Source organism: Ruegeria sp. HKCCA4812, from assembly GCF_013034245.1.
Taxonomy (GTDB): Bacteria; Pseudomonadota; Alphaproteobacteria; order Rhodobacterales; family Rhodobacteraceae; genus Ruegeria.
The window spans coordinates 191,330-216,618 of record NZ_WQFQ01000001.1 but is presented as its reverse complement, the minus strand read 5'-3'; the positions used below and the strand labels follow the sequence as shown (position 1 = coordinate 216,618).

The 25,289-nt window shown below is 58.9% G+C and carries 21 protein-coding genes; 6 read left to right on the top strand and 15 right to left on the bottom strand.

The window, feature by feature from the left end; translation table 11 throughout:
* Positions 1-14: 14 nt before the first annotated feature.
* Genes GOW04_RS01065 through GOW04_RS01055 form a run of 3 tightly spaced genes read right to left on the bottom strand, consistent with a single transcriptional unit; the run spans position 15 to position 4,217 of the window.
* On the bottom strand, positions 15-1,181 hold the full coding sequence (locus GOW04_RS01065; RefSeq protein WP_171231287.1) for a M20 aminoacylase family protein: 1,167 nt from the start codon (positions 1,179-1,181) through the stop codon (positions 15-17).
* Positions 1,182-1,221: 40 nt separating this feature from the next.
* The gene (gene argE, locus GOW04_RS01060) at positions 1,222-2,391 is read right to left on the bottom strand and encodes an acetylornithine deacetylase (RefSeq protein ID WP_171231286.1); all 1,170 of its coding nucleotides are present in this window, start codon (positions 2,389-2,391) and stop codon (positions 1,222-1,224) included.
* Positions 2,392-2,396: 5 nt separating this feature from the next.
* Entirely contained in the window at positions 2,397-4,217 is a 1,821-nt protein-coding gene (locus GOW04_RS01055) for an ABC transporter ATP-binding protein (protein ID WP_171231285.1), read from the bottom strand.
* Positions 4,218-4,502: 285 nt separating this feature from the next.
* On the opposite strand from GOW04_RS01055, the gene GOW04_RS01050 reads away from it, so the two are divergent.
* The 3 genes from GOW04_RS01050 (at position 4,503) to GOW04_RS01040 (ending at position 8,284) form a co-directional block, all read left to right on the top strand.
* Positions 4,503-6,209 (top strand): peptide ABC transporter substrate-binding protein, encoded by a 1,707-nt coding sequence (locus tag GOW04_RS01050; protein ID WP_152458615.1) that lies wholly within the window; start codon positions 4,503-4,505, stop codon positions 6,207-6,209.
* Between the two features lie 94 nt (positions 6,210-6,303).
* The gene (locus tag GOW04_RS01045; protein WP_152458616.1) at positions 6,304-7,311 is read left to right on the top strand and encodes an ABC transporter permease; all 1,008 of its coding nucleotides are present in this window, start codon (positions 6,304-6,306) and stop codon (positions 7,309-7,311) included.
* On the top strand, positions 7,304-8,284 hold the full coding sequence (locus GOW04_RS01040) for an ABC transporter permease (RefSeq protein ID WP_152458617.1): 981 nt from the start codon (positions 7,304-7,306) through the stop codon (positions 8,282-8,284). Before GOW04_RS01045 ends, GOW04_RS01040 begins: the two co-directional genes overlap by 8 nt.
* A gap of 6 nt (positions 8,285-8,290) precedes the next feature.
* Here GOW04_RS01040 and GOW04_RS01035 read toward each other — a convergent pair whose 3' ends face one another.
* From GOW04_RS01035 to GOW04_RS01010, 6 genes are all read right to left on the bottom strand, one after another.
* Complete coding sequence (locus GOW04_RS01035; protein ID WP_171231284.1) at positions 8,291-9,427, bottom strand: MFS transporter; 1,137 nt, start codon at positions 9,425-9,427, stop codon at positions 8,291-8,293.
* Positions 9,428-9,495: 68 nt separating this feature from the next.
* Positions 9,496-10,773 (bottom strand): DUF3422 family protein, encoded by a 1,278-nt coding sequence (locus GOW04_RS01030; RefSeq protein WP_171167283.1) that lies wholly within the window; start codon positions 10,771-10,773, stop codon positions 9,496-9,498.
* Positions 10,774-10,880: 107 nt separating this feature from the next.
* Positions 10,881-11,237 carry a VOC family protein gene (locus GOW04_RS01025; protein WP_171231283.1) on the bottom strand — a complete coding sequence of 119 codons (357 nt, stop codon included), beginning with the start codon at positions 11,235-11,237 and terminating at the stop codon, positions 10,881-10,883.
* A 161-nt stretch (positions 11,238-11,398) separates the two neighbouring features.
* Positions 11,399-12,853 carry an NAD(P)(+) transhydrogenase (Re/Si-specific) subunit beta gene (locus tag GOW04_RS01020; RefSeq protein WP_171231282.1) on the bottom strand — a complete coding sequence of 485 codons (1,455 nt, stop codon included), beginning with the start codon at positions 12,851-12,853 and terminating at the stop codon, positions 11,399-11,401.
* Positions 12,854-12,866: 13 nt separating this feature from the next.
* Positions 12,867-14,438 carry a Re/Si-specific NAD(P)(+) transhydrogenase subunit alpha gene (locus GOW04_RS01015; RefSeq protein WP_171231281.1) on the bottom strand — a complete coding sequence of 524 codons (1,572 nt, stop codon included), beginning with the start codon at positions 14,436-14,438 and terminating at the stop codon, positions 12,867-12,869.
* A 129-nt stretch (positions 14,439-14,567) separates the two neighbouring features.
* Positions 14,568-15,017: an isoprenylcysteine carboxylmethyltransferase family protein gene (locus GOW04_RS01010; RefSeq protein ID WP_171231280.1), complete on the bottom strand. Its 450-nt coding sequence runs from the start codon at positions 15,015-15,017 to the stop codon at positions 14,568-14,570.
* Between the two features lie 174 nt (positions 15,018-15,191).
* On the opposite strand from GOW04_RS01010, the gene kynU reads away from it, so the two are divergent.
* A complete protein-coding gene (kynU, locus tag GOW04_RS01005) occupies positions 15,192-16,385 on the top strand; it encodes a kynureninase (protein WP_171231279.1) in 1,194 nt (397 codons plus the stop codon).
* Here kynU and GOW04_RS01000 read toward each other — a convergent pair.
* On the bottom strand, positions 16,378-16,956 hold the full coding sequence (locus GOW04_RS01000; RefSeq protein ID WP_171231278.1) for a TetR/AcrR family transcriptional regulator: 579 nt from the start codon (positions 16,954-16,956) through the stop codon (positions 16,378-16,380). The two genes, kynU and GOW04_RS01000, sit on opposite strands and share 8 nt — an antisense overlap.
* A gap of 99 nt (positions 16,957-17,055) precedes the next feature.
* Here GOW04_RS01000 and GOW04_RS00995 point away from each other — a divergent pair, with 99 nt between their 5' ends.
* The gene (locus GOW04_RS00995; RefSeq protein ID WP_152458626.1) at positions 17,056-17,520 is read left to right on the top strand and encodes a (2Fe-2S)-binding protein; all 465 of its coding nucleotides are present in this window, start codon (positions 17,056-17,058) and stop codon (positions 17,518-17,520) included.
* Between the two features lie 3 nt (positions 17,521-17,523).
* The gene (locus GOW04_RS00990; protein WP_171231277.1) at positions 17,524-19,764 is read left to right on the top strand and encodes a xanthine dehydrogenase family protein molybdopterin-binding subunit; all 2,241 of its coding nucleotides are present in this window, start codon (positions 17,524-17,526) and stop codon (positions 19,762-19,764) included.
* A gap of 120 nt (positions 19,765-19,884) precedes the next feature.
* On the opposite strand, the gene GOW04_RS00985 is transcribed toward GOW04_RS00990, so the two are convergent.
* The 5 genes from GOW04_RS00985 to GOW04_RS00970 all read right to left on the bottom strand — a co-directional run bounded on the left by GOW04_RS00985 (position 19,885) and on the right by GOW04_RS00970 (position 25,085).
* Positions 19,885-20,628, bottom strand: a complete 744-nt coding sequence (locus GOW04_RS00985) for an autotransporter outer membrane beta-barrel domain-containing protein (protein ID WP_171615950.1) — start codon at positions 20,626-20,628, stop codon at positions 19,885-19,887.
* 65 nt (positions 20,629-20,693) lie between these two features.
* Positions 20,694-20,921 (bottom strand): hypothetical protein, encoded by a 228-nt coding sequence (locus GOW04_RS21775; protein WP_217356882.1) that lies wholly within the window; start codon positions 20,919-20,921, stop codon positions 20,694-20,696.
* Between the two features lie 532 nt (positions 20,922-21,453).
* The gene (locus tag GOW04_RS00980) at positions 21,454-22,233 is read right to left on the bottom strand and encodes a gamma-glutamyl-gamma-aminobutyrate hydrolase family protein (protein WP_171114968.1); all 780 of its coding nucleotides are present in this window, start codon (positions 22,231-22,233) and stop codon (positions 21,454-21,456) included.
* A 219-nt stretch (positions 22,234-22,452) separates the two neighbouring features.
* The gene (locus GOW04_RS00975; RefSeq protein ID WP_152458631.1) at positions 22,453-22,878 is read right to left on the bottom strand and encodes a heme-binding protein; all 426 of its coding nucleotides are present in this window, start codon (positions 22,876-22,878) and stop codon (positions 22,453-22,455) included.
* Between the two features lie 71 nt (positions 22,879-22,949).
* Positions 22,950-25,085 (bottom strand): malate synthase G, encoded by a 2,136-nt coding sequence (locus GOW04_RS00970; protein WP_171231275.1) that lies wholly within the window; start codon positions 25,083-25,085, stop codon positions 22,950-22,952.
* Positions 25,086-25,289 lie beyond the last annotated feature (204 nt).

The window sequence follows — 25,289 nt, the reverse complement described above, 5'->3', positions numbered from 1 at the left end:
CACTCTCCCTCAAATTATGCGACGGGCAATCGTCGTTCCACGATCTCGGCAAACCAACTGCAACCGGCGGGAATCGCATTGTCGTCAAAATTGTATTCCGGGTGATGGCACATGGCCGTGTCCCCGTTCCCGATAAAGATGTAAGCTCCGGGCCGTTCTTCAAGCATGTAGGCGAAATCTTCCGACGGCATGATCGGATCAGTGCTGTCATTGACCTTGCCCGCCACGGCCTCGGCCGCCTCGGCAGCGAATGCCGTCTCGGCCTCGGAATTCACAGTCACAGGATAGCCGGGCGTCCAGACGACATCCGCCTTTGCGCCGAAGGCCGAGGCCGTATCCTCGGCGATCCTGCGCACGCGCTCTTCCGCAATGGCGCGGTATTCGGGGTCGAGCGTCCGGACGGTCCCCTGCAAGCGGACGGTATGCGCGATCACGTTCGACGCGACGCTGTCCGTTTCGAACGTGCCCACAGTCAGCACCACGCGTTTGATCGGATCGACGTTGCGCGACACGACGGATTGCAACGACACAACGATATGCGAGGCTACCAGCGTGGTGTCTACCGCGTCATGCGGTGCAGCCGCGTGTCCGCCCTTGCCGGTGATCGTGATCTCGAATTCATCAGATGAGGCCAGCAAGGCGCCGGGTCGGATCGCGAATTCGCCCACCGGCAACCCCGGCATATTGTGCATGCCATAGACCTCATCAATGCCCCAGCGATCCATCAGGCCGTCCTGACACATGGCCAAGCCACCCGCGCCGCCTTCTTCTGCCGGCTGGAAAATCAGAACCACAGTGCCATCGAAGTTTCGCGTTTCGGCCAGGTACTGGGCGGCCCCAAGCAGCATCGAGGTATGCCCGTCATGCCCGCAGGCGTGCATCTTGCCCGATACGGTCGACGCATAGTCCAACCCCGTCGCTTCTTCGATCGGCAATGCGTCCATGTCGGCGCGCAATCCGATCACGCGCCCGGTCGTATCCTGCCGTCCCCGGATAACGGCCACGACGCCCGTCCTGCCAATTCCCGGCGTGATTTCATCCACACCAAATTCCCTGAGACGCTCGACAACGAAAGCAGCCGTTTCATGCACGTCATACATCAGTTCAGGATGTGCGTGCAGGTGGCGGCGCCACTTGGTAATATCGCCATGCATCTCTGCAAGTCTGTTTTTGACAGGCACCTCAAGACCCTCCCCTGAACCACTGAAGCCACGTTGAATGTTACGCCGCGCTCAGCCTTTCAACCAAACGTTGCATGAACCCATGCCCAGCTTCGAACTGCGCGATCGATATGAACTCGTTCGGCTGATGAGCCTGCGCGATATCACCCGGGCCGCAGATCACGGCTGAATACCCGGCCGCCTGAAACTGCCCCGCCTCGGTCCCATAGCTGACGACGTGGCTGGCGTTGTCCCCGGTCAGGGCGCGCACCAAAGCTTCGGCTTCTCCGTCCTGTTCGGGCACCAGCCCAGGGATCGCGAAATGCTCGGACAGTTCGATGCGCGCATCGGGGTGAACGGCCTGCATCCGAGCTTCGACCTGGCGGACCTGTTCGATATAGGCATCGCGCCATTCAGCCTGCGTTTCGTCCGGCACCGTGCGAAAATCCATCATGAAAGTGCAGTCTTTGGCGGTGATGTTGTGCGCTGTCCCGCCTTCAATCATGCCGACATGACAGGTTGTCCACGGCGGGTCAAATACAGCCGCGATTTCGCTCGGCTTAGCAGCCATGCTTTCGGCATTTCTGTGATTTGCCCAATCGATCAAAGGCGCCGCCGCCATGATCGCGTTCACGCCAGTATGCATGATCGAGCTGTGCACTTCGAACCCGACGATATGTGTATCAATGCCGAACCCGCCCTTGTGCCCCGTCACCGCCTGCATCATCGACGGCTCACCCACTATCACTGCCGATCCCTTGGGCAGAACCTGTTGCATTGCTTCAATCATGGGCGGCGCACCGGTGCATCCGACCTCTTCGTCAAAGCTGAGCGCCAGCTGAAGCGGCCGGCTGATATTGGCATGGTGTGCTTCGACCAGGGCCCAGATGGCCAGGGCGTCAAACCCCTTCATGTCGCAGGTGCCGCGACCGAAGTACTTGCCGTCTTTCTCGGTCACCGTGAAAGGATCAGTGTCCCACGGCTGACCGTCCACCGGCACGACATCCGTGTGACCGGACAGAACCACCGCGCCTTCTTCGGATGGACCAACATGCGCAAAGATCGCGGCCTTGTGCGGTTGGTCCGGATCTGGCCAGCGGTGGCTTTCGATTCCGTGGCCCTGCAAGTAGTCCTGAACCCAATCCACCAGCGGCAGATTGGTATCACGGCTTACGGTCGGAAATGAGATCAGCTGAGTCATGATCTCAAGCGGGGTCAGGCGTTTCGCCATTGGGGTCAATACCCGCTGTCCGTGGTCAGAATGAAGTGCCCTGCCTCAACCTCTTGATATTGCGAAGGTTCCGGCGTGTAGTTGGTGGGGTGAATAGGAGAAGGGATCGGTTTGAAATTCAGATCCTTTTCCGATTTCCGCTTGTTCGGGTCCGCGATCGGAACCGCCTTCATCAGCGCCTGTGTATAGGGATGCTGCGGGTTCTCGAACACCCGCGCCCGGGGCCCAAGTTCGACAATGCGCCCCAGATACATGACCCCGACATAGTGGCTGACCCGTTCGACAACGGCCATGTCGTGGCTGATGAACAGGTATGACAGGCCCAGCTCGGACTGCAATTCCATCATCAGGTTCAGAACCTGCGCCTGAACCGACACGTCAAGGGCCGAGACCGCCTCATCCGCAATGATCAGCTTGGGGTTCAGGGCCAAAGCGCGGGCAATTGCAATCCGCTGACGCTGACCGCCGGACATTTCATGCGGGAAGCGACGCATGAAGCTGCGCGGCAATTGCACCTTGTCGAACAATTGTGCCACGCGATCCTGAAGTTCGGATCCCGACGCCACATCATAATTGCGCATCGGCTCGGCCACTTGGTCGACCAGCTGCATCTGCGGGTTCAGCGAGGCGAACGGATCCTGGAAAATCATCTGCATGTCCAGCCGCGCCTTGCGCAAACCAGACGGATCAAGCTTCATGATATCGACACCGTCCAGATCAATCTCGCCCGCCAACGGCTCAACCAGCCGCAGGATCGAGCGCCCTGCCGAAGACTTGCCGCACCCGGATTCCCCTACAAGACTGAGCGTTTGCCCTTTGTTCAGAGTGAACGAGACATCCTCGACCGCATGAACGTTCGAAATCGTGCGCCGCAAAAGCCCGCCTTTGACCGGGAACCGTGTCGTCAGGTTCTTGACGGTCAGCAGAACCTCTTCCGTACCCGGAATTGGCGCAATATTCTGCCCTTCGACCCCCAGCAGCTTCATCGGCTCGGGCGCAGATTTACCCTGCATCTCGCCCAGTTTCGGCACCGCGGCCAGCAACGCCTTGGTATAGTCGTGCTGTGGGTTTTCGAAGATTTCCTTGACCGTGCCTTCTTCGACCTTGTTGCCGCGGAACATCACAACAACGCGGTCAGCCATCTGGGCAACCACGGCCATGTCGTGGGTGATGAACATCACCGCAGTTCCGGTTTCCCGCTTGAGGCGGTCCATCAAGGCCAGGATCTCGGCCTGAATGGTCACATCCAGCGCCGTGGTGGGTTCGTCGGCGATCAACAGGCGCGGCTCACAGGCCATCGCCATCGCAATGACAACACGTTGGCGCATCCCGCCCGACAACTCGTGAGGGTATTGTTTCAGACGGCGCTCGGGCTCTGGGATACGAACCTGACGCAGCAATTCCAGCGCCCGTTGCTCGGCCTGCGCTTTCGTCATGTCCTTGTGGATGCGCAAACCTTCGGTCAACTGGCGGCCCACGGTGAAAACAGGGTTCAGCGCGGTCATCGGCTCTTGAAAGATCATCCCGATTTCGTTGCCGCGAATCTGCTTCATCAGATCTTGATCGGCCTTCGCCAGGTCCATTTCTTCGCCATCACGACGATCAAACAGCAATTCACCGCCCGCGATTTCGCCGCCACCGAACTCGACCAGACGCATCAAGGACAACGATGAAACCGACTTCCCCGAGCCCGATTCGCCAACGATACAAACGGTTTCGCCTGGTTTGACCTCGAACGAGACGTCCTCAACACCAACAACGGGACCGTCCTTTGTCTGAAACTCCACCCGCAGTTTTTTGATTTGAGCAATAGGCTGATCCAGCACGTGCGCGCTCCCTTGACGAGGTTATTCTTGTTGTGAATGCCGAACGCTACGGCGGGCCACCGGGAAAAGTCAAACCCATTACACATTTTCGCGACGGCACCACTTGCATTTTTCTCAAGTTCTGTTTCGATACCCAACGTAACCGCCTTGGGGAGGCAGCGCCGATTTATGTCGTTAGCGCTATTATCTTTATTGATCAAAAACTTACCCCGAAGCGGCAACGCCAAACCCGCAGGCCTTGCGGAGATAATCGAGACACGAACGTGTCCAATTCGGGAGTGACTTATGAAAATCAAAACCCTTTTGCTTGGTGCGATCGCAAGCACGGCAATGGCCCCGATGGCCTTTGCCGAGCGCGGTTCGGACGGCAATGTCAGCATCATCTATTGGCAGGCTCCGTCGATCCTGAACCCGTTCCTGTCCGGCGGTACGAAAGACGTGGAATCAGCCTCGCTGGTGATCGAGCCACTTGCCCGCTACGACCAGGACGGCAACATGGTGCCATATCTGGCGTCAGAAATCCCAACCGTGGAAAATGGCGGTGTCAGCGAAGACCTGACGTCGATCACATGGAAAATCGCACCGGGAATCACATGGTCTGACGGCTCTCCGTTCACCGCTGCTGACGTAAAGTTCACCGCCGATTACTGTATGCACCCGGAAGGTGGCTGCGCGCAGGTGACCAAGTTCGAAGGCGTCACCTCGGTCGAAGCTGTTGATGACCTGACCGTCAAGGTCACTTTCGACGCACCGACCCCCTTCCCCTATGGCCCGTTCGTCGGCGGTGAAAGCCCGATCCTTCAAAAGGCCCAGTTCGAAAACTGCATGGGCGCCAAAGCCCCGGAATGCACCGAACAGAACTTCAACCCGATCGGCACCGGCCCCTTTGTCGTCACCGAGTTCAAACCGAACGACGTGATCACCTTCAAGGCCAACGACAACTATCGTGATCCGGCAAAACCTGCCTTCGCGACCGTGACCTTCAAAGGCGGCGGTGACGCGACGGCTGCAGGTCGTGCCGTCATGGAAACCGGTGAATTTGACTATGCCTGGAACCTGCAACTGGCTCCGGAAGTGATCGCACAGATGCAGGAAGGTGGCAAAGGTACGCCGGTTGCAGGCTTCGGCCCGCTGGTCGAGCGCATCATGCTGAACCAGACCAACCCGTCGCCCGAGTTGCCGGAAGGCGAGCGTTCGACGGCCAAGCATCCGCACCCATTCCTGAAGGACCCGGCCGTTTACAAAGCCATGTCGATGGCCATCGACCGTCCGCTGCTGGTGGAAATCGGCTATGGTCAGGCTGGTAAAGTGACCTGCAATTGGGTTCCGGCCCCTGCGGCGTTCAACTCGACCTCGATGACCTGCGACACCCAGGATATCGAAGGCGCCAAGAAACTGCTGGATGATGCCGGTATCGTCGACACCGATGGCGACGGCGTCCGCGAGAAGGATGGCGTTCCGCTGAAGATCGTCTATCAGACCTCGACCAACGCTGTCCGTCAGGACTTCCAGGCACTGATCAAGGAGTGGTGGAGCCAGATCGGCATTGAAACCGAACTGCGCAACATCAACGCATCGGTCTTCTTCGGTGGTGACCCGGGCTCGCCCGACACGTTCCAGAAGTTCTATGCCGACGTTGAAATGTACGCCAACACCTTCAACGGCACCGACCCGCAGTCCTATCTGGGCAACGGTCTGTGCGACAAGGCACCGCGTCCCGAGACGCAGTGGCAGGGCGAAAACATCAGCCGCTTCTGCAACGAAGAGTTCGACAAGCTGCACGCTCAATTGGCCGAAACCGCGGGTCTGGAAGCGCGTGCGGAAATCGCCAAGCAGCTGAATGACATCATGGTTCAGAATGGTGGTATGATCCCGCTGGTTCACCGTGGTCGCCTGTCGGCACATGCAAACACACTGGGTGGCGTTGTCCTGAACGTTTGGGACAGCGAGCTGTGGAACATTGCGGACTGGTACCGCAAAACCGGTTCCTAAGCACTGACCTTGCAAAACCGCGCCCCGATCGTTATCGGGGCGCGGTCATTTGCATCCCACCCCAACAAGAAGACGCATATAAAGGCGCCTCTTAATGCTTAATTTCACAATCAGACGACTGGTGCTGGCCGTTCCAACGCTGCTGTTCATCAGCCTCGTCATCTTCCTGCTCCTCGAACTCGCACCCGGCGATCCGATGGCACAGGTTCCGCTCACCGTTCCCCCCGAAGTCAAGGAAAAGATGCGCGAGGCGCTCGGCCTTGGCCAGCCGATGCATATCCGGTTCTGGAAATGGATCGTGCAATTCTTCTGGATCGAACCGCAGGTTCTGATCGACCACATCTTCGGCACCAATTTTTCCGCAGGCGACCTGCGCGTGATATCCTGGCAGACCCGCTCGCCCGTCATGGACATCGTCGTTCAGCGTATCCCGCAGACCCTGTGGGTTGTCGGCACCGCCTATGTTGTCGCCATTCTGATCGCCCTGCCCATCGGCATCTATTCGGCCTATCGCCAGTATTCCTGGTTCGACCAGATGGGCACCTTCGTGTCGATGGTCGGCTTCTCGGTCCCTCCGTTTTTCTCGGGCGTTCTGGTGATCGTGATCTTCTCGGTCCAATTGGGCTGGTTCCCGTCGATCTATGACACGACCCATGTCGTCAACAGCTGGGACAGCTTCGTCGTGCAGCTGAAGCAGATGATCATGCCGGTCATGGTGCTGGCGTTGCAGATCACTGCACAGCTCAGCCGTTTCATGCGCGCCTCGATGCTGGACAATCTCAACCAGGATTACGTCCGCACCGCGCGCGCTAAGGGGCTCAGCGAATACACGGTCGTCATGGTCCACGTCCTGCGGAACTCGATGATTCCCGTGGTCACGGTCATTGCACTGGGTATCCCGGCCATTTTCGGCGGCGCCATCATCACCGAGCAGGTTTTCAAGGTGAACGGTATCGGCCAGTTGCTGATTGGCGCCATTCAGGCCAACGACCTGCCGATGGTGCAAACCCTGACCTTCATCTTTGCCGTGCTGATCGTGCTGTTCAACCTGATCGCCGACGTCCTGTATGGCATTCTGGACCCGAGGATTCGCTATGACTGATCACGACAAATCAGATACGCTGATTCCCGACGAAGGTCTGGCCCCGGCATCCACCGCGCTGCCAACCGCTGATGTGATGGAGGAACTCACGACACCGCCGCGCAGCCAATGGCGCGACGTCTGGGATCAGTTCAAGACGCACAAGGGCGCCATGGTGGGTGCGGTGCTGTTCATCCTGATCGTGGCGGGCGTCTATCTGGGCCCCTATCTCTGGAGCATCGATCCAACACAGATCGATATCCGGGCCCGCAATCAGGGGCCAAGCTGGGCGCATCCCTTCGGCACCGACCAGTTGGGCCGGGATATTCTGGCGCGCATGATGTCGGGCGGTCAAACCTCGGTATCGGTGGGCATCACCGCGATGCTGCTGGCACTGTTTCTGGGATCGTTCATCGGCGTTCTGGCCGGGTTCTTCAAACGGCTGGATGGTCCGCTTATGCGTCTGACAGACCTGTTTCTGGCCCTGCCCCTGCTGCCCTTGCTGCTGGTCATGATGCTGCTGTTCCGTGAACCCCTGTCCGCCGCGTTCGGGCTGGAGCGCGGGATCTTCATCCTGATCGTCTGCGCCATCGGCATCACCTCGTGGATGCCTACGGCGCGGATCGTACGGGGTGACGTGCTGGCCATCAAAGAGCGTGAATTCGTTCTGGCGGCCCGGTCCATCGGCACCAGCAACACTCAGATCATCACGCGGCATATCCTGCCGAACGTGTTGTCTCCGATCATGGTATCGGCGACGCTGGGGATTGCGACGGCGATCATTACCGAAAGCGCGCTTTCCTTCTTGGGTCTGGGCTTTCCGCCCGACTTCCCGACTTGGGGCCGCCTGCTGTTCGACGGAGTCGATTATCTACAGCAATACCCCGAGCGTGTGTTCTGGCCTGGTCTGGCAATCTCGCTGACCGTCCTGAGCGTCAACTATCTGGGTGACGGTCTGCGCGATGCGCTGGATCCGCGGATCCGCGGTCGTTGAACATTCTCAGCCGGCGCGTTTCATCGCGCCGGCCAACAGCACGATCAAAACGGCCAATGGCAGCAGCACGGCGAATGCCAGACGCAGGCCGAACACTTCCGCCAAAAAGCCAATCAACGGCGGACCGATCAAAAGCCCCCCATACCCCAATGTCGCCACACTTGCGATGGCTTGCCCCGGTGGCACATTCGGATCGCTGGCCGCCCGGCTGAATGCCAGCGGCATGATCACGGCATACCCTATTCCCATCAAGGCAAAGCCGGCCAGCACGGGCAGGATCGTTGCTGTTGAAACCACCGTGAAAACCCCAAACGCCGCGCAAATACCGCCAAACCGGGCGGAAACGACCGGACCGAACCGGGTGATGACAAGCGCGCCTGCAAGTCGAAAGGCCACCATGGTCACTGAAAACACCGCATAGCCCAAGGCAGCGACGCTTTCGGACGCCCCTGTGATGTCACGCAGATATATCGCGCTCCAGTCCGCGACGGCCCCTTCGCCCAATGCTCCGCACAAGGCGGCTATGCCGACCAGTATCAACGCCCCGGATGGCAAGGCGAAAACCGTACTCTGAGGCCCTTGGGATTGGCGCGAGGTCCAGCTTACCCAGGATGACGCAAGCGCAAGGCCAACAACCACGCCACCCGCCAACAGGAAGTGCACAAGAACCGTCAGCCCCATCTGAACCGCGACATACCCGCTGAGCGCGCCAAGTCCGGCCCCAAGGCTCCACATTGCGTGGAACGAGGACATAACGGGTTTGTCATAAGCCTGCTCTACCTCGGCGGCCCATGCATTCATTGCAACATCCATCGACCCGTGAAAGGCGCCAAAGACAAAAAGGAACACTGCCAGCCCCCAAAGCCCATCAGCCATGGCAAGCAGGATCAGCGACCCCGTGTACAGAACCGCAATGATCCGGGTGATTGCAACTGCGCCGAATCGATCCGTAAGCCGCCCGGTTATCGGGAAAGAGCAGACAGCCCCCGCAGCCATGAACAACAGGCCGTATCCAAGCGCCTCATGGGACAATTCCAAGCGGTCACGTATGGCGGGAATGCGCGACGCCCAGATTCCGAACAGGGCACCATTCAGAATGAACATGGCGGCGACAGCGCGCCATGCTGCAACTATGCTTATCATTCCAAGCCCTCGCTCTGCTTGCCCAATGCCCCTGTTCTACAGATCAGACGAACACTGGCAATTGCTGCTCAACCGAGCCGTTTGCGAATGCGTCGCACCGAGTACCACACCCCGGCGACAACCGGGATCGTAACCGCTGCCGTCAGCATGCCCTTGCTGATGCCAGAGGCCGTCAGCGGATACAAAAGATAGCTGACCAGCGAAACCGCGTAATAGCTGATGGCAACCACGGAAAGCCCCTCGACCGTATGTTGCAAGCGCAGTGCCAGATCAGCGCGACGGTCCATGCTTTCCAGCAACGCCTGGTTTTGCGCGCTGCGTTCCACATCCACTCTTGTCCGCAGCAACTCACCCGCGCGGATCGCCCGATCCGACAAGGCCTGAAGCCGGCGTTCCGTGGATTTCACGGTGCGAATTGCAGGGTCATATCGGCGCATCATGAAGTCAGCGAAATTCTGACCACCCTCGAAACGTTCTTCTCGCAACACTTCGATCCGCTGGTTGACGATGGCCTCATACGCCCCCGTAGCTCCGAAACGGAAAGAACACCGGGCCGACAATGTCTCGAGCTCGATCGACGTTGCCAGCAAATCCTGTAACAGCGCGTCAGGCTGCGCCGAGTTGCCGGTCATCTGCCCCATCAATCGAGTGAGTTGCCCGTCCAGCTCTCCGATACGCGGCATCAGCTGCTTGACGCGCGCAAAACCCAGCATCGACATCGCCTTATACGTTTCTATTTCGCAAAGACGCTGAATAATCCGTCCCGTCCGGCGCCGTCCGGTGCCCTCGGCCACGAACAAGGCAAAGCGCATGTGACCTGCCGGATCGATCCGAAAATCACTGGCACAAACCGCTGCATCGTCCAACACCCTGGACACGGCCAGGCTTTCCGGCTCGAACCAATCCAGCAGTTTCGACTTCACCAAGTCGTCACTGTCGCGTTCAACGACGCGCATCAATACTGACGTAACCCTTTGGCCAGGACTGGCCATCAACCAATCGGGCGGAAAGACCTCAAAGTCAGCCGGATCAAAGGCGCGATCACTCACATTCTGCGCGATCGCCGTGTAAGTCACGAATTCGGTATGCTGCTCCCACTTCAACCAATGGCGGCCAATCTGACCCGCGTAATGCGTGGCGTCCGGCCGAGGGTGCTGCGCACCGTGGCGATCCAGCAGGTCGATCAAATGAGCCAAATCCTCACGTCGATCGCGCGCCACGGCGGCCTCGGGCTTTTTGATCGCAAGAAAGACCACCGTACAGGGCATTGACGCGACCGGGAACGGTCGCGCATGCAGTTCATTTGCCAGCGCATAGCGAAGGGGATGGTCGTCTATCGGTGTCATGTATGGCTCCGCCTCGTCACGCGCACTATACGGTACATAATTGATACATCAATTCTCTTTTTATTTCATATACTTACAGGGATACAACGGTATACAACCCTGCTATCTCATTGATTTGGCTGCCACAGCTCGATGGGGTTGCCTTCGGGATCATGGATGCGGGCAAATTTTCCAACTTCGCTGTCCCAGTCAGGATTGGTTTCCACCGTGATTCCAGCCTGCTCAAGCTGCGCCGTCAGCGCGGCCAGGTCATCAACACGAAAATTGATCATCCACTGTTGATCGGTCCGTCCGAAATATACAGTGTCCTCCTCAAATGGCGCAAAGACCGTATAGCCTTCTCGCTGCTTCCAGGGCACGGGGTCATAATGATTGACGCCCAGGTGCTTCTCATACCAGGCGCTCAGCGCTTTAGGGTCGCGGGCGCGAAAGAACACTCCGCCAATACCATTCACTTTCTCCATCCTCGACCTCCTGCCATCTGTGCCGCCACCCCAGACTACCACACTCCGCCTGCTTCATCTGGCTGGAAATATCCTGGGGGATTGGGGGCAACGCCCCCATGCACACTCAAAAAGAAAAGGGCGCCCAAAGGCGCCCTTTGCAATCTGATCAAACGCGACGATCAATCGATCATCGGCAGCAGCTTGTCCAGCGACTCCTTGGCGTCGCCGTAGAACATCCGGGTGTTCTCTTTGAAGAACAGCGGGTTTTCGATGCCGGAATACCCGGTGCCCTGACCACGTTTCGAGACAAACACCTGCTTGGCTTTCCAGCATTCCAGAACCGGCATTCCGGCGATGGGGCTGTTGGGATCTTCCTGCGCCGCCGGGTTCACGATGTCGTTCGAACCGATGACGATGGCCACATCTGTGTCCGGAAAGTCGTCGTTGATCTCGTCCATTTCCAGAACGATATCATACGGCACCTTCGCTTCGGCCAGCAAAACGTTCATATGGCCCGGCAAGCGGCCCGCCACAGGGTGGATTGCGAAACGAACGTTCTTGCCCTTGGCCCGCAGCTTGCGCACCAGTTCGGAAACCGATTGCTGCGCCTGTGCCACGGCCATCCCATAGCCCGGAATGATGATCACGCTGTCCGCGTCGTTCAAAGCCGCAGCAACGCCATCAGCCTCGATAGCGATCTGTTCGCCTTCAACGGCCATCTGTTCGCCCTGCGGGCCACCAAAACCGCCCAGGATCACACTGACAAAGTGACGGTTCATCGCCTTACACATGATGTAGGACAGGATCGCACCCGACGAGCCCACCAGCGCACCGACCACGATCAACAGGTCGTTGCCCAGCGAGAAACCGATCGCCGCAGCCGCCCAACCCGAATAGCTGTTCAGCATCGACACCACCACCGGCATGTCAGCGCCGCCGATGCCCATGATCAGGTGATAGCCGATGAATAACGCCGCCAGCGTCATCAGGATCAGCGGGAACAGACCACCTGTCGATGTGTACCAGATCAGGCAGATCAGCGAGAGACCCGCTGCCGCCGCGTTCAACGCATGGCCACCGGGCAGCTTGGTCGCTGCCGAGGTCACCTTGCCCGCCAGCTTGCCATAGGCGACAACCGACCCGGTAAAGGTGATCGCACCGATGAAGATGCCCAGGAACAATTCCACATGCAGGATTGCCAGCTCAGCCGGGGTTTTCTTGGCAATCAGCTTGGCAAAAGACCCCAGATCGGACAGATCCGCCTGGCTGGCACTGTCCGCAATGGCCATGACCTGTGCCACGTTGCCGATCTCGAAATGCGCGTTGAAGCCAACGAACACGGCCGCAAGACCGACCAGCGAGTGCATCGCCGCAACAAGCTGCGGCATCTCGGTCATCTGGACGCGCTGCGCAACATATTGGCCGATGAAACCACCGCCCGCAATCAACAGCAGCGACAATAGCCACCGCCCCGCACCGGGGCCAACCAGCGTGGCAAAAACCGCCAGCGCCATACCGACGATGCCGTACCAGACCGCGCGCTTGGCGCTTTCCTGGTTCGACAGACCGCCGAGGGACAAGATGAAAAGGACAGCCGCAACAACATAGGCGGCAGTGGTGAAGCCAAATTCCATGTGCCCGGCCTCCTTAAGATTTCTGGAACATGGCGAGCATGCGCCGGGTTACGAGGAAGCCGCCGAAGATGTTGATCCCGGCCATGAAGACGCTGAGCGCCGCCAGCAGAATGACGAGGAACGACCCCGACCCAATCTGCATCAGGGCCCCAACGATGATGATCGACGAGATCGCGTTGGTGATCGCCATCAGCGGTGTGTGCAGCGAATGCGAGACGTTCCAGATCACCTGAAAGCCCACAAAGATGGCCAGCACAAATACGATGAAATGCTGCATGAAGCTGGCCGGAGCAACCAACCCCACCAACAGCATCAATGCGCCACCGACACCCAACAGAGTAAACTGCTGCTTGGTCTGCGCCTTGAAGGCTGCGATTTCCTGCGCCTTCTTCTCTTCCGGGGTCAGTTCCTTGACTTCCGGTTTCTTCTGCACCGCAATCGCCTGTACTTTGGGCGGTGGCGGCGGGAAAGTGATCTCACCCTCATAGGTCACGGTCGATCCGCGGATCACGTCATCTTCCATGTCATGATTGACCTTGCCGTCCTTCTCGGGCGTCAGGTCGGCCATCATGTGCCGGATATTGGTGGCATAGAGCGATGAGGACTGCGCCGCCATCCGGCTGGGGAAGTCGGTATAGCCTATGATGGTCACGCCATTGTCTGTGACGACTTTCTCATCCGGCACGGTGCCTTCGACGTTTCCGCCGCGCTCGGCCGCAAGGTCAACGATGACCGAGCCCGGCTTCATTGCCTTGACCATGTCTTCCAGCCACAGCTTGGGCGCCGGACGGTTGGGGATCAGCGCCGTCGTGATGACAATGTCCATTTCCGGGGCCAGCTCTCGGAACTTGGCCAGCTGCGCATTGCGGAACTCTTCTGACTGGACGGACGCATACCCACCGGTGGACGCACCATCCTGCTGTTCTTCTTCGAAGTCCAGATAGACGAACTCTGCCCCCATCGATTCGACCTGCTCGGCCACTTCCGGGCGCACATCGAACGCGTAGGTGATTGCACCCAGCGAGGTTGAAGTGCCGATCGCGGCAAGCCCGGCAACACCGGCCCCGACGATCAGAACCTTCGCAGGCGGCACCTTGCCAGCCGCAGTCACCTGACCGGTGAAGAAACGGCCAAAGTTGTTGCCGGCTTCGATAACGGCGCGGTAGCCGGCAATGTTGGCCATCGACGACAACGCGTCCATCTTCTGCGCCCGGGAAATACGCGGCACCATTTCCATGGCGATCACATTTGCGCCCTTGGACTTGGCAAGTTCCATTCCTTCTTCGTTTCCGGCAGGATTGAAGAAGGAAATCAGCGTCTTGCCCTTGGTCAGACGCTTCAGTTCCGTCTCGGTCGGGATACGAACCTTGGCGATGATATCTGCGGCCTTCCACAGCGATGCCGCGGTCTTGACAACCTCAACGCCCACAGCCTCATACGCCGCGTCCGAAAAACCGGCGGCAGCACCTGCGCCTTTTTCGATCAGGCACTCATAGCCCAGTTTTTGCAGTTGCACGGCCGAGTCCGGTGTCATCGCGACCCGGTTCTCGCCGTCCAGTATTTCCTTTGGCGTGCCTATCTTCACTGGCAGTCCCCCTAATTCTTACTCGGTCTGAGCGGGTGATCGGTATTCTTTGTTAAGCAAAGATGTATCCTGCGCAACATTATTTCGCAAGCGCAGCATTTTTGACGTGATGTCATTGCGGACTCCACCCTAAATCCAGCGCCGTGTCTTGCGTTCGTAACGCGCGAAGTCGGCGCGAAAGGTACGACGCAGGCGGTCTTCTTCCGGCAGGATGAACCGACGCTCCAACACCCAGACGAAGACTGGCACAAGAACCAGGGACAGGACGGCATCAAACCGAAGGACAAGACCCGCAAGAATCAGAACGTCGCCCACATAGATCGGATTGCGACTGCGCTTGTAGATGCCGGATTGCACCATCGATGACGGGGTTTCATGCGGGATGACGGTTGTCTTGTGACGGCGGAATTCGACCACCGCCAGAACAGCCATCAGGATTCCACCTCCGATCAACACCCCGCTCAGAAGATCCGTCAAACCACCCTCAAGCGACAGGCCCAGCTTCAGATACCTGGCCTGCAACCAGGCAAAAGCTGCAAAAGCAATCAACCAAACCGGCGGAACGTCCATCCAGCGCATGCAAAGCCCTCATTGAATGACGACAAGATCAAGCACATGTCGCTTCTGCGCGATGTCCTACCGCTTTTGAGCCAAAATGGCAAAAGACCAGTATGTCGCATCGCATGGACTCATTATCGCGGATCGACTACCTCAATAGCAATCACCGACGTTCACACGAGTTAGCGAGCCTTCATGACTGATTTTGCGGCAACCAAAGCCATGTTCGACCTGCCAGAGGGCGTCATCTATCTGGATGGCAACTCTCTGGGCCCCCTGCCGAAATCAGCCGGTGCCCGAGTGCAACGGATGCTGACGGACGAATGGGGCCAGATGCTGATCACCGGATGGAACAAGGCTGGTTGGATGGCCCTGCCCACCGCGCTTGGTGACCGGATTGGCCGCCTGATCGGAGCAGAGCCCGGCAGTGTGGTGACCGGAGACACCTTGTCGATCAAGGTCTATCAGGCCGTGGCCTCGGCCCTTGAACTGAATCCGGATCGCAAAGTGGTTCTGTCCGACAACGGCAACTTTCCTTCGGACCTGTATATAGCGGATGGCTTGCTGCGCTCGCTTGGGGACGCGTATGAGTTGCGCGTCGTTGATCCCGAAGCCGTGGCCGGCGCAATCACCGAAGAGGTCGCTGTTCTTTTGTTGACCGAGGTGGATTACCGCTCGGGTCGGATGCACGACATGAAGGCGCTGACCGAACTGGCGCATGCCAACGGCGTGGTAACGGTCTGGGATCTGGCCCATTCCGCGGGGGCCATCCCCGTGGACCTTTCAGGGTGCAACGCCGATTTCGCGGTCGGGTGTACTTACAAATACCTCAACGGCGGCCCCGGCGCGCCAGCCTTCATCTATGTCGCGCCGAGGTTGGCGGAACGCACACGCCCCGCCTTGTCCGGATGGCTGGGGCACGAAGCACCGTTTGCCTTCGATCTCGACTACCGCCCCGGCAGCGGCATTGAACGGATGCGGGTGGGAACGCCGCCCATCATCCAGATGACGGCCTTGTCGGCTGCGATGGACATCTGGGATCTGGCGGACATGACCGACGTCCGGGCCAAATCGATTGAACTGACCGAGCTTTTCATAGAACGCGTCGAGGCAACCTGCCCGGATCTGCAACTGGCCAGCCCCCGTGATCCGCAGCAGCGCGGCAGCCAGATCTCGTTCCGTTTCAAGGAAGGGTATGCCGCCATGCAGGCCCTGATCGCCCGTGGCGTGATCGGAGATTTTCGAGCACCCGACATAATGCGGTTCGGCTTTACACCTTTGTATATCGACGAATGCGATGTCGAACGCGCCGTCGGGATTATGGCCGATATCATGCAGAACCGCCTGTGGGACACGCCCGAATACAGGGTTCGTCAGCGCGTTACCTGACTTCGAGTCCGGCGCCGAAAAGGGCCGCGACCTGTGCGACCTGCTGTTCATAAACCTCGGCCCCGGCGCCAATCAGCTTCAGCCCCTTGAGCGTGGCCGTGATCGTCCGACCGGTCTCTGCCGCGTCAGCCAGCAGGCGAACCCGGCCCGCCTTTTCCTGTTGCGTCAGCCAGTCCGCATAAAGCGCGGCCAGCTTGGCCTCACCCGCCGCGATGATTTCCGCAGACAGGGACTTTGTGTTGTCGAGTATCTCAAGCCCGTGGGGCGAGGCCAGAATTTTTGCCATCCCCTCGGTCTGCGCCTGGATCGCGCGGCTCAGAACCTCGGGCACCGAACCCTGGGTGGCCAGCGCTTCGGCCACCGCAACGCTCTTTTCGGCATAGTACAGCTCGGTCAGTTTGCTGACGATCGCCTCTTTGTTCTTGTAATGCAGATACACCGCCGGCCGAGACATCCCCGCGCCGCGCGCGATGTCGTCCATCGAGGTCTTTCGGTATCCATAAGTGGAAAACGCCTGAAACGCCGAGTTCAGGATCGCCTGTTGCCGTGAGCCGTCACCATTGTCTTTCATATCCGAAGCCCTGACATTTTTTGTCCAATTTGTCAATTGACATCCTGACACTTTCGTCCAATTATGTCAGAAACCAGCCACAGCAACACGAGGTGCGCCATGGCGACGACCCTGAAGATCAACGGCAAGCAACATCAGGTGGATCTGCCTGATGACGTCCCCCTTCTTTGGGTTCTGCGGGACGAGGTCGGGCTGACCGGCACCAAGTTCGGCTGCGGCGTGGCCGCATGCGGGGCCTGCACCGTGCATATCGATGGCGAGGCCGTGCGCTCGTGCCAGGTGGCGCTGTCGGATGTCTGGGGTGACGTGACCACGATCGAAGGGCTCGGCTCGCCGGACGCGCTGGCCACGATCCAACAGGCCTGGATCGATCATCAGGTCGCGCAGTGCGGATACTGCCAGTCCGGCCAGATCATGCAGGCCGCGGCATTGCTGGCGGAAAACCCGGACCCCACTGACGCAGACATCGACGAAGCGATGCAGGGCAACCTGTGCCGCTGCGGCACCTATCCCCTTATCCGCGCAGCAATCCATGACGCGGCATCCAAGCTGAAGGAGGCGTAAGCAATGGCTTCCGTTGGAAAAATCCTCCGCCGTACGTTCCTGATCGGCTCTGCCGCGATCGTTGGCGGCGTGGCCTTCGGGGCCTATTACGTGACCCGCCCCGCGGCCAACCCCTTGAAACCCCGCGAAGGCGAGGCAGCGCTGAACCCGTTTGTGCTGATTGACCAGAATGGTGTCACATTGTTCGCGCCCCGCGCGGAAATGGGTCAGGGCGTCCGAACCACATGGGCCGCGCTGATCGCCGAGGAACTGGATGTCGATCTGGATCAAATCACCGTTCTGCATGGTCCTGCTGCGGCGGCCTATTACAACTCGGCCCTTGTGGGCGAAGGGTTGCCGAACAAGGGGTACGATATCTCGAATTTCCAGCACAATCTGGGCGAGGCGCTGGGCATTCTGGGCAAGACGCTCAGCCTGCAAGTCACGGGTGGCTCGACCTCGATGAAAGATGGGTTCGACCGGATGCGGCAAGCCGGTGCTTCGGCCCGTGAAACACTCAAACGCGCTGCCGCAGACCGGTTGGGCGTCGACCCCTCGGATCTGAAAACGGCGTCAGGCCATGTCATTGCACCCAACGGCGACAAGATCGCCTATTCAATGCTTGCCGAGGATGCCGCCGGGCTGGAACCCGTTGAGGTACCGTTGCGAGACCCGTCTGAATGGCGCTATCTGGGCCGAAGCCAACCGCGTCTCGACATGGTGGGCAAGGCGACGGGCACCGCTGAATTCGGCGTCGATGTCCGCCTGCCGGGCATGAAATTCGCCAGCGTCCGAATGAATCCCAAACTGGGCGGCGCGATGAACGGCTTTGACGACAGCGCCGCAAGATCCATGCCCGGGGTTGAGCAGGTCGTCGATCTGGGCACAGGCGTGGCCGTGATCGCAAACAACACATGGTTGGCCAATCAGGCAGTCGAGGCCATTGTTGTCGATTGGGGCGACGCGCCCTATCCGCCGGAGACCGAAGACATCTTCGCCAGGATCGCCGAGGCGTTTGACGACGCACCGAACTCGACCATGCGCGACGACGGCGATGTCAGCGCGAGCCCGGAAAACGCCACTGAAATCACCGCCGAGTATCGCGTGCCCTATCTGGCCCATGCAACGATGGAGCCAATGAATGCCACCGGGCTCTACACGGGAAATGCGTTGGAACTCTGGTGCGGCAACCAGGCCCCCACACTGATTCAGTTCCGCGTCGCCAACACTGCCGGTCTGGATACCGAAGCCGTCCAAATCCACACCACCTATCTGGGTGGCGGGTTTGGTCGCAGGGGCGAACTGGATTTCGGCGAAATCGCAACCAAGGTTGCCATGGCCATGCCCGGCACACCGGTTCAGACGACCTGGAGCCGCGAAGAGGACATGCGTCACGACTATTTCCGCCCCGGCGCCATCGCCCGGATGCGCGGCGCGGTTCAGGACGGCAAAGCCGTGCTCATTGACGGGAAGGTCGCGGCCCAATCTCCGACCCAACAGGCGGTCGAGCGCTACACCGGGTTCCCCGGCGGCGGCCCTGACAAGGTGCTGGTCGAAGGTTTCTTCAACCAGCCCTACGCGGTACCGAATTACCGCATGAGCGGCCACATTGCTGATTTGGCTGTTCCCGTGGGGTTTTGGCGCTCGGTCGGCAACAGCCATAACGGCTTTTTTCACGAGACATTCATGGATGAGATGGCTCATGCCGCAGGCCGTGACCCGCTGGAGTTCCGGCTGGACCTGATGAAGAACGAACACGCGCCGTCGGCGGGATGTTTGGAAGCGGTGAAGGAAATGTCAGGCTGGACGGGTCAGACGACCGAAGGCGTCGGCCGGGGCGTGGCTTTCACATACAGCTTCGGCACCCCGGTGGCCCAGGTCATCGAAGTGGTCGACGAAGACGGCACCATCCGCATCAGCAAGGCCTGGATTGCCTGCGACATGGGGCTGGCGCTGGACCCGGAAAACGTCAAGGCACAGATGTTCGGCGGCATGATGTACGGCCTGTCTGCCGCATGTTTCGGCGAGATCACCTTTGCGGAAGGCGAAGTCGAGCAGTTCAACTTCCCCGACTATGACGCGATGCGGATGCACACAGCCCCGCAGGTCGAGGTGCGCGTGCTGGAAACCAATCGGCATATGGGCGGTGCGGGCGAGCCCGGAACACCGCCTTCGATGCCGGCACTTGGCAATGCGCTTTTCGACCTGACGGGCAAGCGCGCACGTTCACTTCCGCTGATCAATCAGTTCAACCTATTGATCTGATCGTCTTGGCGCCGCCTTTTGACTTGAGGCGGCGCTTTCCTTTTTCGCCCCTTGAGGATCAGAAGCTGACAGAAAGAAGAATGGACGCTTCGGTCGTATCCAGATCATCTTCGAACAAACTCAGATATCCCAGTGTCGCCTCGACAAAAACGGCCTCACTCGCACACACACACCCACGCGCGAGGCCCAAGTCAAGTCGGCCTGCGATCCAGCGCCTAATCCAACATTTTCACGGTCGAACCAGTAGGTCGCGCTCAGCGTCGCAAACGGAGACACGATCGATCGCGAAGTGACAAATGGCCTGCTGATTTCCAACTCAGGTGTTAAGGCGCTGTAACTCACTGAAGCAACTTCGCCAACTATGTTGACCGGAACACCTGCCACAGTGCCGCTCAGATCATAGTCTTCTGCGCTGTAGTTGTAATAGTCATAGGCAATCGACGGACGTAACAGGAAATTCCCGGCCTCGTACTGACCGATCGCCTCCAGATTGGCTCGCCACCGGGTCCGGTCGAAATCGCCACTTAACCCCAGCACGTTCACATCCGTCGAAAACTCGCCAAAGGTCGCCAGTCCATTCAGCACCCATCTCTCGGACATGCGCCAGGCAAAATAGGGGCCCGCAGCAAGCCCTTTAGTGTCTTGTCTGAATTGACCCTGAAACCCTTCGACATCAAGGTTCTCATATTCAACCTGAAATCCAACGACCAAGTCCGGCCTGACAAGCCTGTCGAACCCCGCCGCAAAATAGTTGTCATTTATGTCGACTTCTCTGACCCCGCGCGTGTCTTCGATTTCGGTATAGGTGAAATCTGTCCATACATTCCATGTGGACGGCGGCGCGAGATCTCGGCCTTCGGTCAAAGGAGGGCCCACAATAGGAGCGGTAACAGAGGGATCACATAATGGCGCGTCAAGTTTACCCGTCGCTACGTCAACACACTCAACACCGACAGCACATGCCCCGTCAGCAGCACTTTGTGGTCGAGTACGAGGTACAGCGGCCGCAGTTCCACCTCCAGCAAAACCACCACCAGAGCCACCGGAACCCCCACCGGAGCCACCAGAACCACCTCCGCCACCGGAGCCGCCTGAGCCCCCTCCACTGCCAAAGCCGCCGCCAGAGCCACCTGAACCGCCTCCGCCGCCACCTCCACCGGGCAAGCTCCAGTTTCTCTGTTGGTTTTGCGTATCGATCAGGCAATCTTTGCCATTTGGTGCTCCACCGAATTCGAACAATCGGTGCACTCCACCATTTCCGTTAGAGACAAAGGGTGAAAAGCTTAGATGAACGCCTCTGTGAGACTTGTTCCACGTGTCCACCGTTGTGTTGCCTTGCGCGGCTTCCAAACGAAAACCGCCTTGCACAGTCGCAGACAACCAAACGGAGGATGCTGAATCACGCGTGCGTCCGATGTAGAGCAGCTCACCTAAAGAACCACACTGCCGCGCCATCACGTCAGCTGCGAAACCGGAAGTTGCGAAAAATGTCGCTGCGAGAAACCTAACTGATTACAGTCGCCTTTGGGCTGATTCTTGCATATCTCAATCTCGCACCGTTTCGTGGCATCGGGGGCAAGCATTCAGACCTGCTGGCGGATAAACAAGGGTATTGGGCTCGTCTCACAAACAATTATTCGAATGTTGCGATACAGAGACGGGGAATCGAGGGCAGCCCGCTGGCGCCGGTCAAGCAGATTGCCTTAGCCTTGCAGAACGATTTCTACAATTCCAGTTTCTAACCGCATCGCCGAAGGCTTCGAACAGGGGGCGCGAGACCGGGTCATTGATCGCATCCCATTCCGGGTGCCATTGAACCGACAAGGTAAAGCCGGGCGCATCCTTGATATAAATCGCCTCGGGCGTCCCGTCCGGTGCATGGCCATCAATGACCACGCGCTGCCCAATCGTTTTGATGCCCTGACCGTGCAAGGTGTTGGTCATGACCTCGGTTGCGCCGAACAGTTTGTGGAAAACGCCGCCGTTTTCCAGTGCCACCACATGACGCAGAGCAAACTTTTCCTCCAAGGTTCCATCGGGCGGCATCCGGTGGTTCATCCGCCCCGGCAGATCGCGGATCTCGGGATAAAGCGTTCCGCCCATGGCAACGTTAACTTCCTGAAACCCCCGGCAGATGCCCAAAAACGGCTGTCCCCTTTCAACGCAGGCGCGAACCAACGGCAGAGTTATGGCGTCGCGTGCCCGGTCGAATTCGCCATGTGCATCGGTTGCAGGTTCCCCGTATTCTTCCGGGTGCACATTCGGGCGACCGCCTGTCAGCAGAAAGCCGTCACAGACCTCCAGCAACTCATCTACCGACACGTAACGCGGATCTGCGGGTATCAACAACGGAAGACATCCTGACACGTTGGCCACGGCATCCGAATTCATCGTTCCCCCAGCATGTGTGGGGTATTGATCGTTCATGAGGTACGAGTTGCCGATGATACCGACGACAGGCCGAGACATTCCGCTTTCCCTGCTGTTGTTGTGCCTGTCAAGGAAGCTAGCGGCAGCGGATTTAACGTGCAAGAATACACGCCCTGCATGAAAGCGCAGGGACGTGTTCGAAGACGCACTGTACGTTCTGGTCTGCCCAGCTTAATTAGAAAAATTTTCCAACAAACAGCTACGCGGGGGAATAATTTCCCCACTCAGATGGAAAGACGTATTAATACAACGCTCTCGTTAAATCTCACCGATCAGGCCGGCTGCCTCAATTCCCGCCATTGCGGCCAGCGCATCATTGTCTGATGTGTCTCCGGTAACCCCAACGGCGCCGATCACGGCCCCCTTGCGATCACGCAACAGCACGCCACCCGGAACAGGCACGACCTGACCACCATAGACGCCATTTACAGAGGCCATGAAATAGGCTTGTGTTTCGGCGCGTTGCATCTGCGCAGTGCCCGCCATTCCCAGCATGACCGACCCATAGGCCTTGCCCTGCGCAATCCCGAACCGGCCCGGTGCTGCACCATCCTCGCGCTCGAACGCAATGACATGCCCACCGGCGTCCAGAACCACGACGGAGAGCGGCTTCAACTCCATCTCTCGGCCCTTTTCCAGGGTTTTTCGGATGATGGTGCGGGCCTTGCGTAGGGAAACTGACATCTGAAGGTCCTCTCGTCAGATTGAAGTTCGACAAAGCCCACAAACGATCGGTCTGTGGGCTTTTTTCGGTGTTATCTTTGGCTGGCTTTCAATTCCAGACGGCGCGCATGTAGGACCGGCTCGGTATAGCCCGAGGGCTGAACCCGGCCCTTGAACACCAGATCGCATGCGGCCTGAAAGGCGATACCGTCAAATCCCGGCGCCATCGGTGTATAATTCGGATCGTCTTCATTCTGGCGATCCACGACAGCGGCCATCTTTTGCAGTGCGGCCATGACCTGAGCTTCATCCACGATGCTGTGATGCAGCCAGTTGGCCAGTGCCTGCGACGAAATCCGGCACGTCGCGCGGTCTTCCATCAGGCCGACATCGTTGATGTCGGGCACCTTGGAACAGCCCACGCCCTGATCGACCCAACGCACGACATAGCCGAGGATACCCTGCGCATTGTTTTCAAGTTCACGCGTGATTTCCTCGTCACTCAGATTGCGCCCAGCCAGCAAGGGGATGGTCAACAGATCCTTCAACGTACCACGTGCGCCGCCTGCGGCCAGCTCGTCCTGACGGGCCAGCACATCGACCTTGTGGTAATGCGTTGCGTGCAGGGTCGCGGCCGTGGGCGACGGCACCCAGGCACATGTCGCTCCAGCCATCGGGTGGCCGATCTTGGCCTCAAGCATATCGCCCATGCGATCCGGCATGGCCCACATGCCCTTGCCGATCTGCGCCTTGCCCTTCAAGCCACAGGCCAAACCAATATCGACATTGCGATCTTCATAGGCCGCAATCCATGGCGTATTCTTGATGTCGCCCTTGGGCAGCATCGGACCGGCCTCCATCGAGGTATGAATTTCATCGCCTGTCCTGTCCAAGAAACCCGTATTGATAAAGGCGACCCGTGATTTTGCGGCGCGAATGCACTCTTTGAGGTTGACCGAGGTGCGGCGTTCCTCATCCATGATGCCCAGTTTCACCGTGTTGCGCGGCAGGCCCAGAATGTCTTCGACCATGTCGAATATCTCGACCGAGAACGCGACTTCCTCGGGTCCGTGCATCTTGGGCTTCACCACATAGACAGAGCCCTCGACAGAATTGCCCCCGTCTTGCTTCAGGTCGTGCATGGCGATCAGGGTGGTGCACAGAGCATCCATAAGGCCTTCGCCGATCTCGCGCCCTTCTGCGTCAAGCACGGCCGGGTTGGTCATCAGGTGACCCACGTTGCGCACCAGCATCAGTGACCGGCCTTTCAGCTTGGCCTGATCACCCGACGGAGTGGTAAAGCTCAGGTCCTCAGCCAGTTTTCGAGTGAACGTGGTGCCGCCCTTGGTGACCTCTTCGGTCAGGTCGCCTTTCATGAGGCCCAACCAGTTGCCATAGGCCACGACCTTGTCGGCAGCATCGACGCAGGCAACCGAGTCTTCACAATCCATGATGGTGGACAGCGCGGATTCCAGCCGGACATCTGCGATGCCCGCGGGATCGGTCGCGCCTATGTTGCTTGTGGGGTCGATCATGATCTGGATGTGCAGACCGTTGTTTTTCAACAGCACAAAGTCGGGCTTGTTCGCCGAACTGCCAAACCCGGCAAATTGGGCGGGATCGCCCAGCGCAGGGGTCAGCGCACCGTCGGTGATACCCAATTCGGTGACATCCGCCCATGATCCCGACGCCAGAGGCACGGCATCATCCAGAAACGCCTTGGCCCATGCGATCACCCGCGCGCCGCGCGCCGCATCATAGCCACCGCTTGCCGGCAGATCCCCCATTGCATCCGTTCCGTACAGCGCATCATAAAGGCTGCCCCAGCGCGCGTTGGCCGCGTTCAGGGCAAAGCGTGCATTGGTAATCGGAACAACCAGTTGCGGGCCCGGGGTCAGGGCGATCTCGGGGTCGACACTGGCCGTTTCAATCTGGAATTCGTCGCCTTCTTCGACCAGATACCCGATCTCTTTCAGGAAAGCCTCATATTCAGCGGCATCGGTGTTCTGCCCCTTTCGGGACATGTGCCACCCATCGATGCGGCTTTGGATCTCGGCCCGTTTGGCCAACAGCTCACGGTTTTTCGGCCCCAGTTCGTTCACCATCCGCGCCATGCCGGCCCAGAACTTCTGCGAAGAGACGCCCGTGCCCGGCAGCGCCTGCGTCTCGATGAACTCAGCCAAAACCGGATCGATCTGCAGTCCGCTCAGGGTCTGTCTGTCCGTCATATTCCTGCTCTCCTGCGATTGTGCGCCATTGTATGCACTGTGACTTAGGCGGAAAGTTTCCGATAGGCAACTTTCATCCCGTCATTTGGGGCATTCGCTTCGGCTTGAAGCTGTTTCAAAAACCTCAAGGCAATGGCAGGGCCGGTTGCAGCGCCGGAACGAAGCCCCTAACGTCGCGCCAGTCCCGAACAGATACGAGGCCCA

Excerpts from the sequence above, each read along its gene's own strand:
- argE (WP_171231286.1), bottom strand. The coding sequence starts at position 2,391 with ATGGCGAAACGCCTGACCCCGCTTGAGATCATGACTCAGCTGATCTCA.
- GOW04_RS01050 (WP_152458615.1), top strand. The coding sequence starts at position 4,503 with ATGAAAATCAAAACCCTTTTGCTTGGTGCGATCGCAAGCACGGCAATG.
- GOW04_RS01045 (WP_152458616.1), top strand. The coding sequence starts at position 6,304 with ATGCTTAATTTCACAATCAGACGACTGGTGCTGGCCGTTCCAACGCTG.
- GOW04_RS01040 (WP_152458617.1), top strand. The coding sequence starts at position 7,304 with ATGACTGATCACGACAAATCAGATACGCTGATTCCCGACGAAGGTCTG.
- GOW04_RS01035 (WP_171231284.1), bottom strand. The coding sequence starts at position 9,427 with ATGATAAGCATAGTTGCAGCATGGCGCGCTGTCGCCGCCATGTTCATT.
- GOW04_RS01030 (WP_171167283.1), bottom strand. The coding sequence starts at position 10,773 with ATGACACCGATAGACGACCATCCCCTTCGCTATGCGCTGGCAAATGAA.
- GOW04_RS01025 (WP_171231283.1), bottom strand. The coding sequence starts at position 11,237 with ATGGAGAAAGTGAATGGTATTGGCGGAGTGTTCTTTCGCGCCCGCGAC.
- GOW04_RS01020 (WP_171231282.1), bottom strand. The coding sequence starts at position 12,853 with ATGGAATTTGGCTTCACCACTGCCGCCTATGTTGTTGCGGCTGTCCTT.
- GOW04_RS01010 (WP_171231280.1), bottom strand. The coding sequence starts at position 15,017 with ATGCGCTGGATGGACGTTCCGCCGGTTTGGTTGATTGCTTTTGCAGCT.
- kynU (WP_171231279.1), top strand. The coding sequence starts at position 15,192 with ATGACTGATTTTGCGGCAACCAAAGCCATGTTCGACCTGCCAGAGGGC.
- GOW04_RS01000 (WP_171231278.1), bottom strand. The coding sequence starts at position 16,956 with ATGAAAGACAATGGTGACGGCTCACGGCAACAGGCGATCCTGAACTCG.
- GOW04_RS00995 (WP_152458626.1), top strand. The coding sequence starts at position 17,056 with ATGGCGACGACCCTGAAGATCAACGGCAAGCAACATCAGGTGGATCTG.
- GOW04_RS00990 (WP_171231277.1), top strand. The coding sequence starts at position 17,524 with ATGGCTTCCGTTGGAAAAATCCTCCGCCGTACGTTCCTGATCGGCTCT.
- GOW04_RS00980 (WP_171114968.1), bottom strand. The coding sequence starts at position 22,233 with ATGTCTCGGCCTGTCGTCGGTATCATCGGCAACTCGTACCTCATGAAC.
- GOW04_RS00975 (WP_152458631.1), bottom strand. The coding sequence starts at position 22,878 with ATGTCAGTTTCCCTACGCAAGGCCCGCACCATCATCCGAAAAACCCTG.
- GOW04_RS00970 (WP_171231275.1), bottom strand. The coding sequence starts at position 25,085 with ATGACGGACAGACAGACCCTGAGCGGACTGCAGATCGATCCGGTTTTG.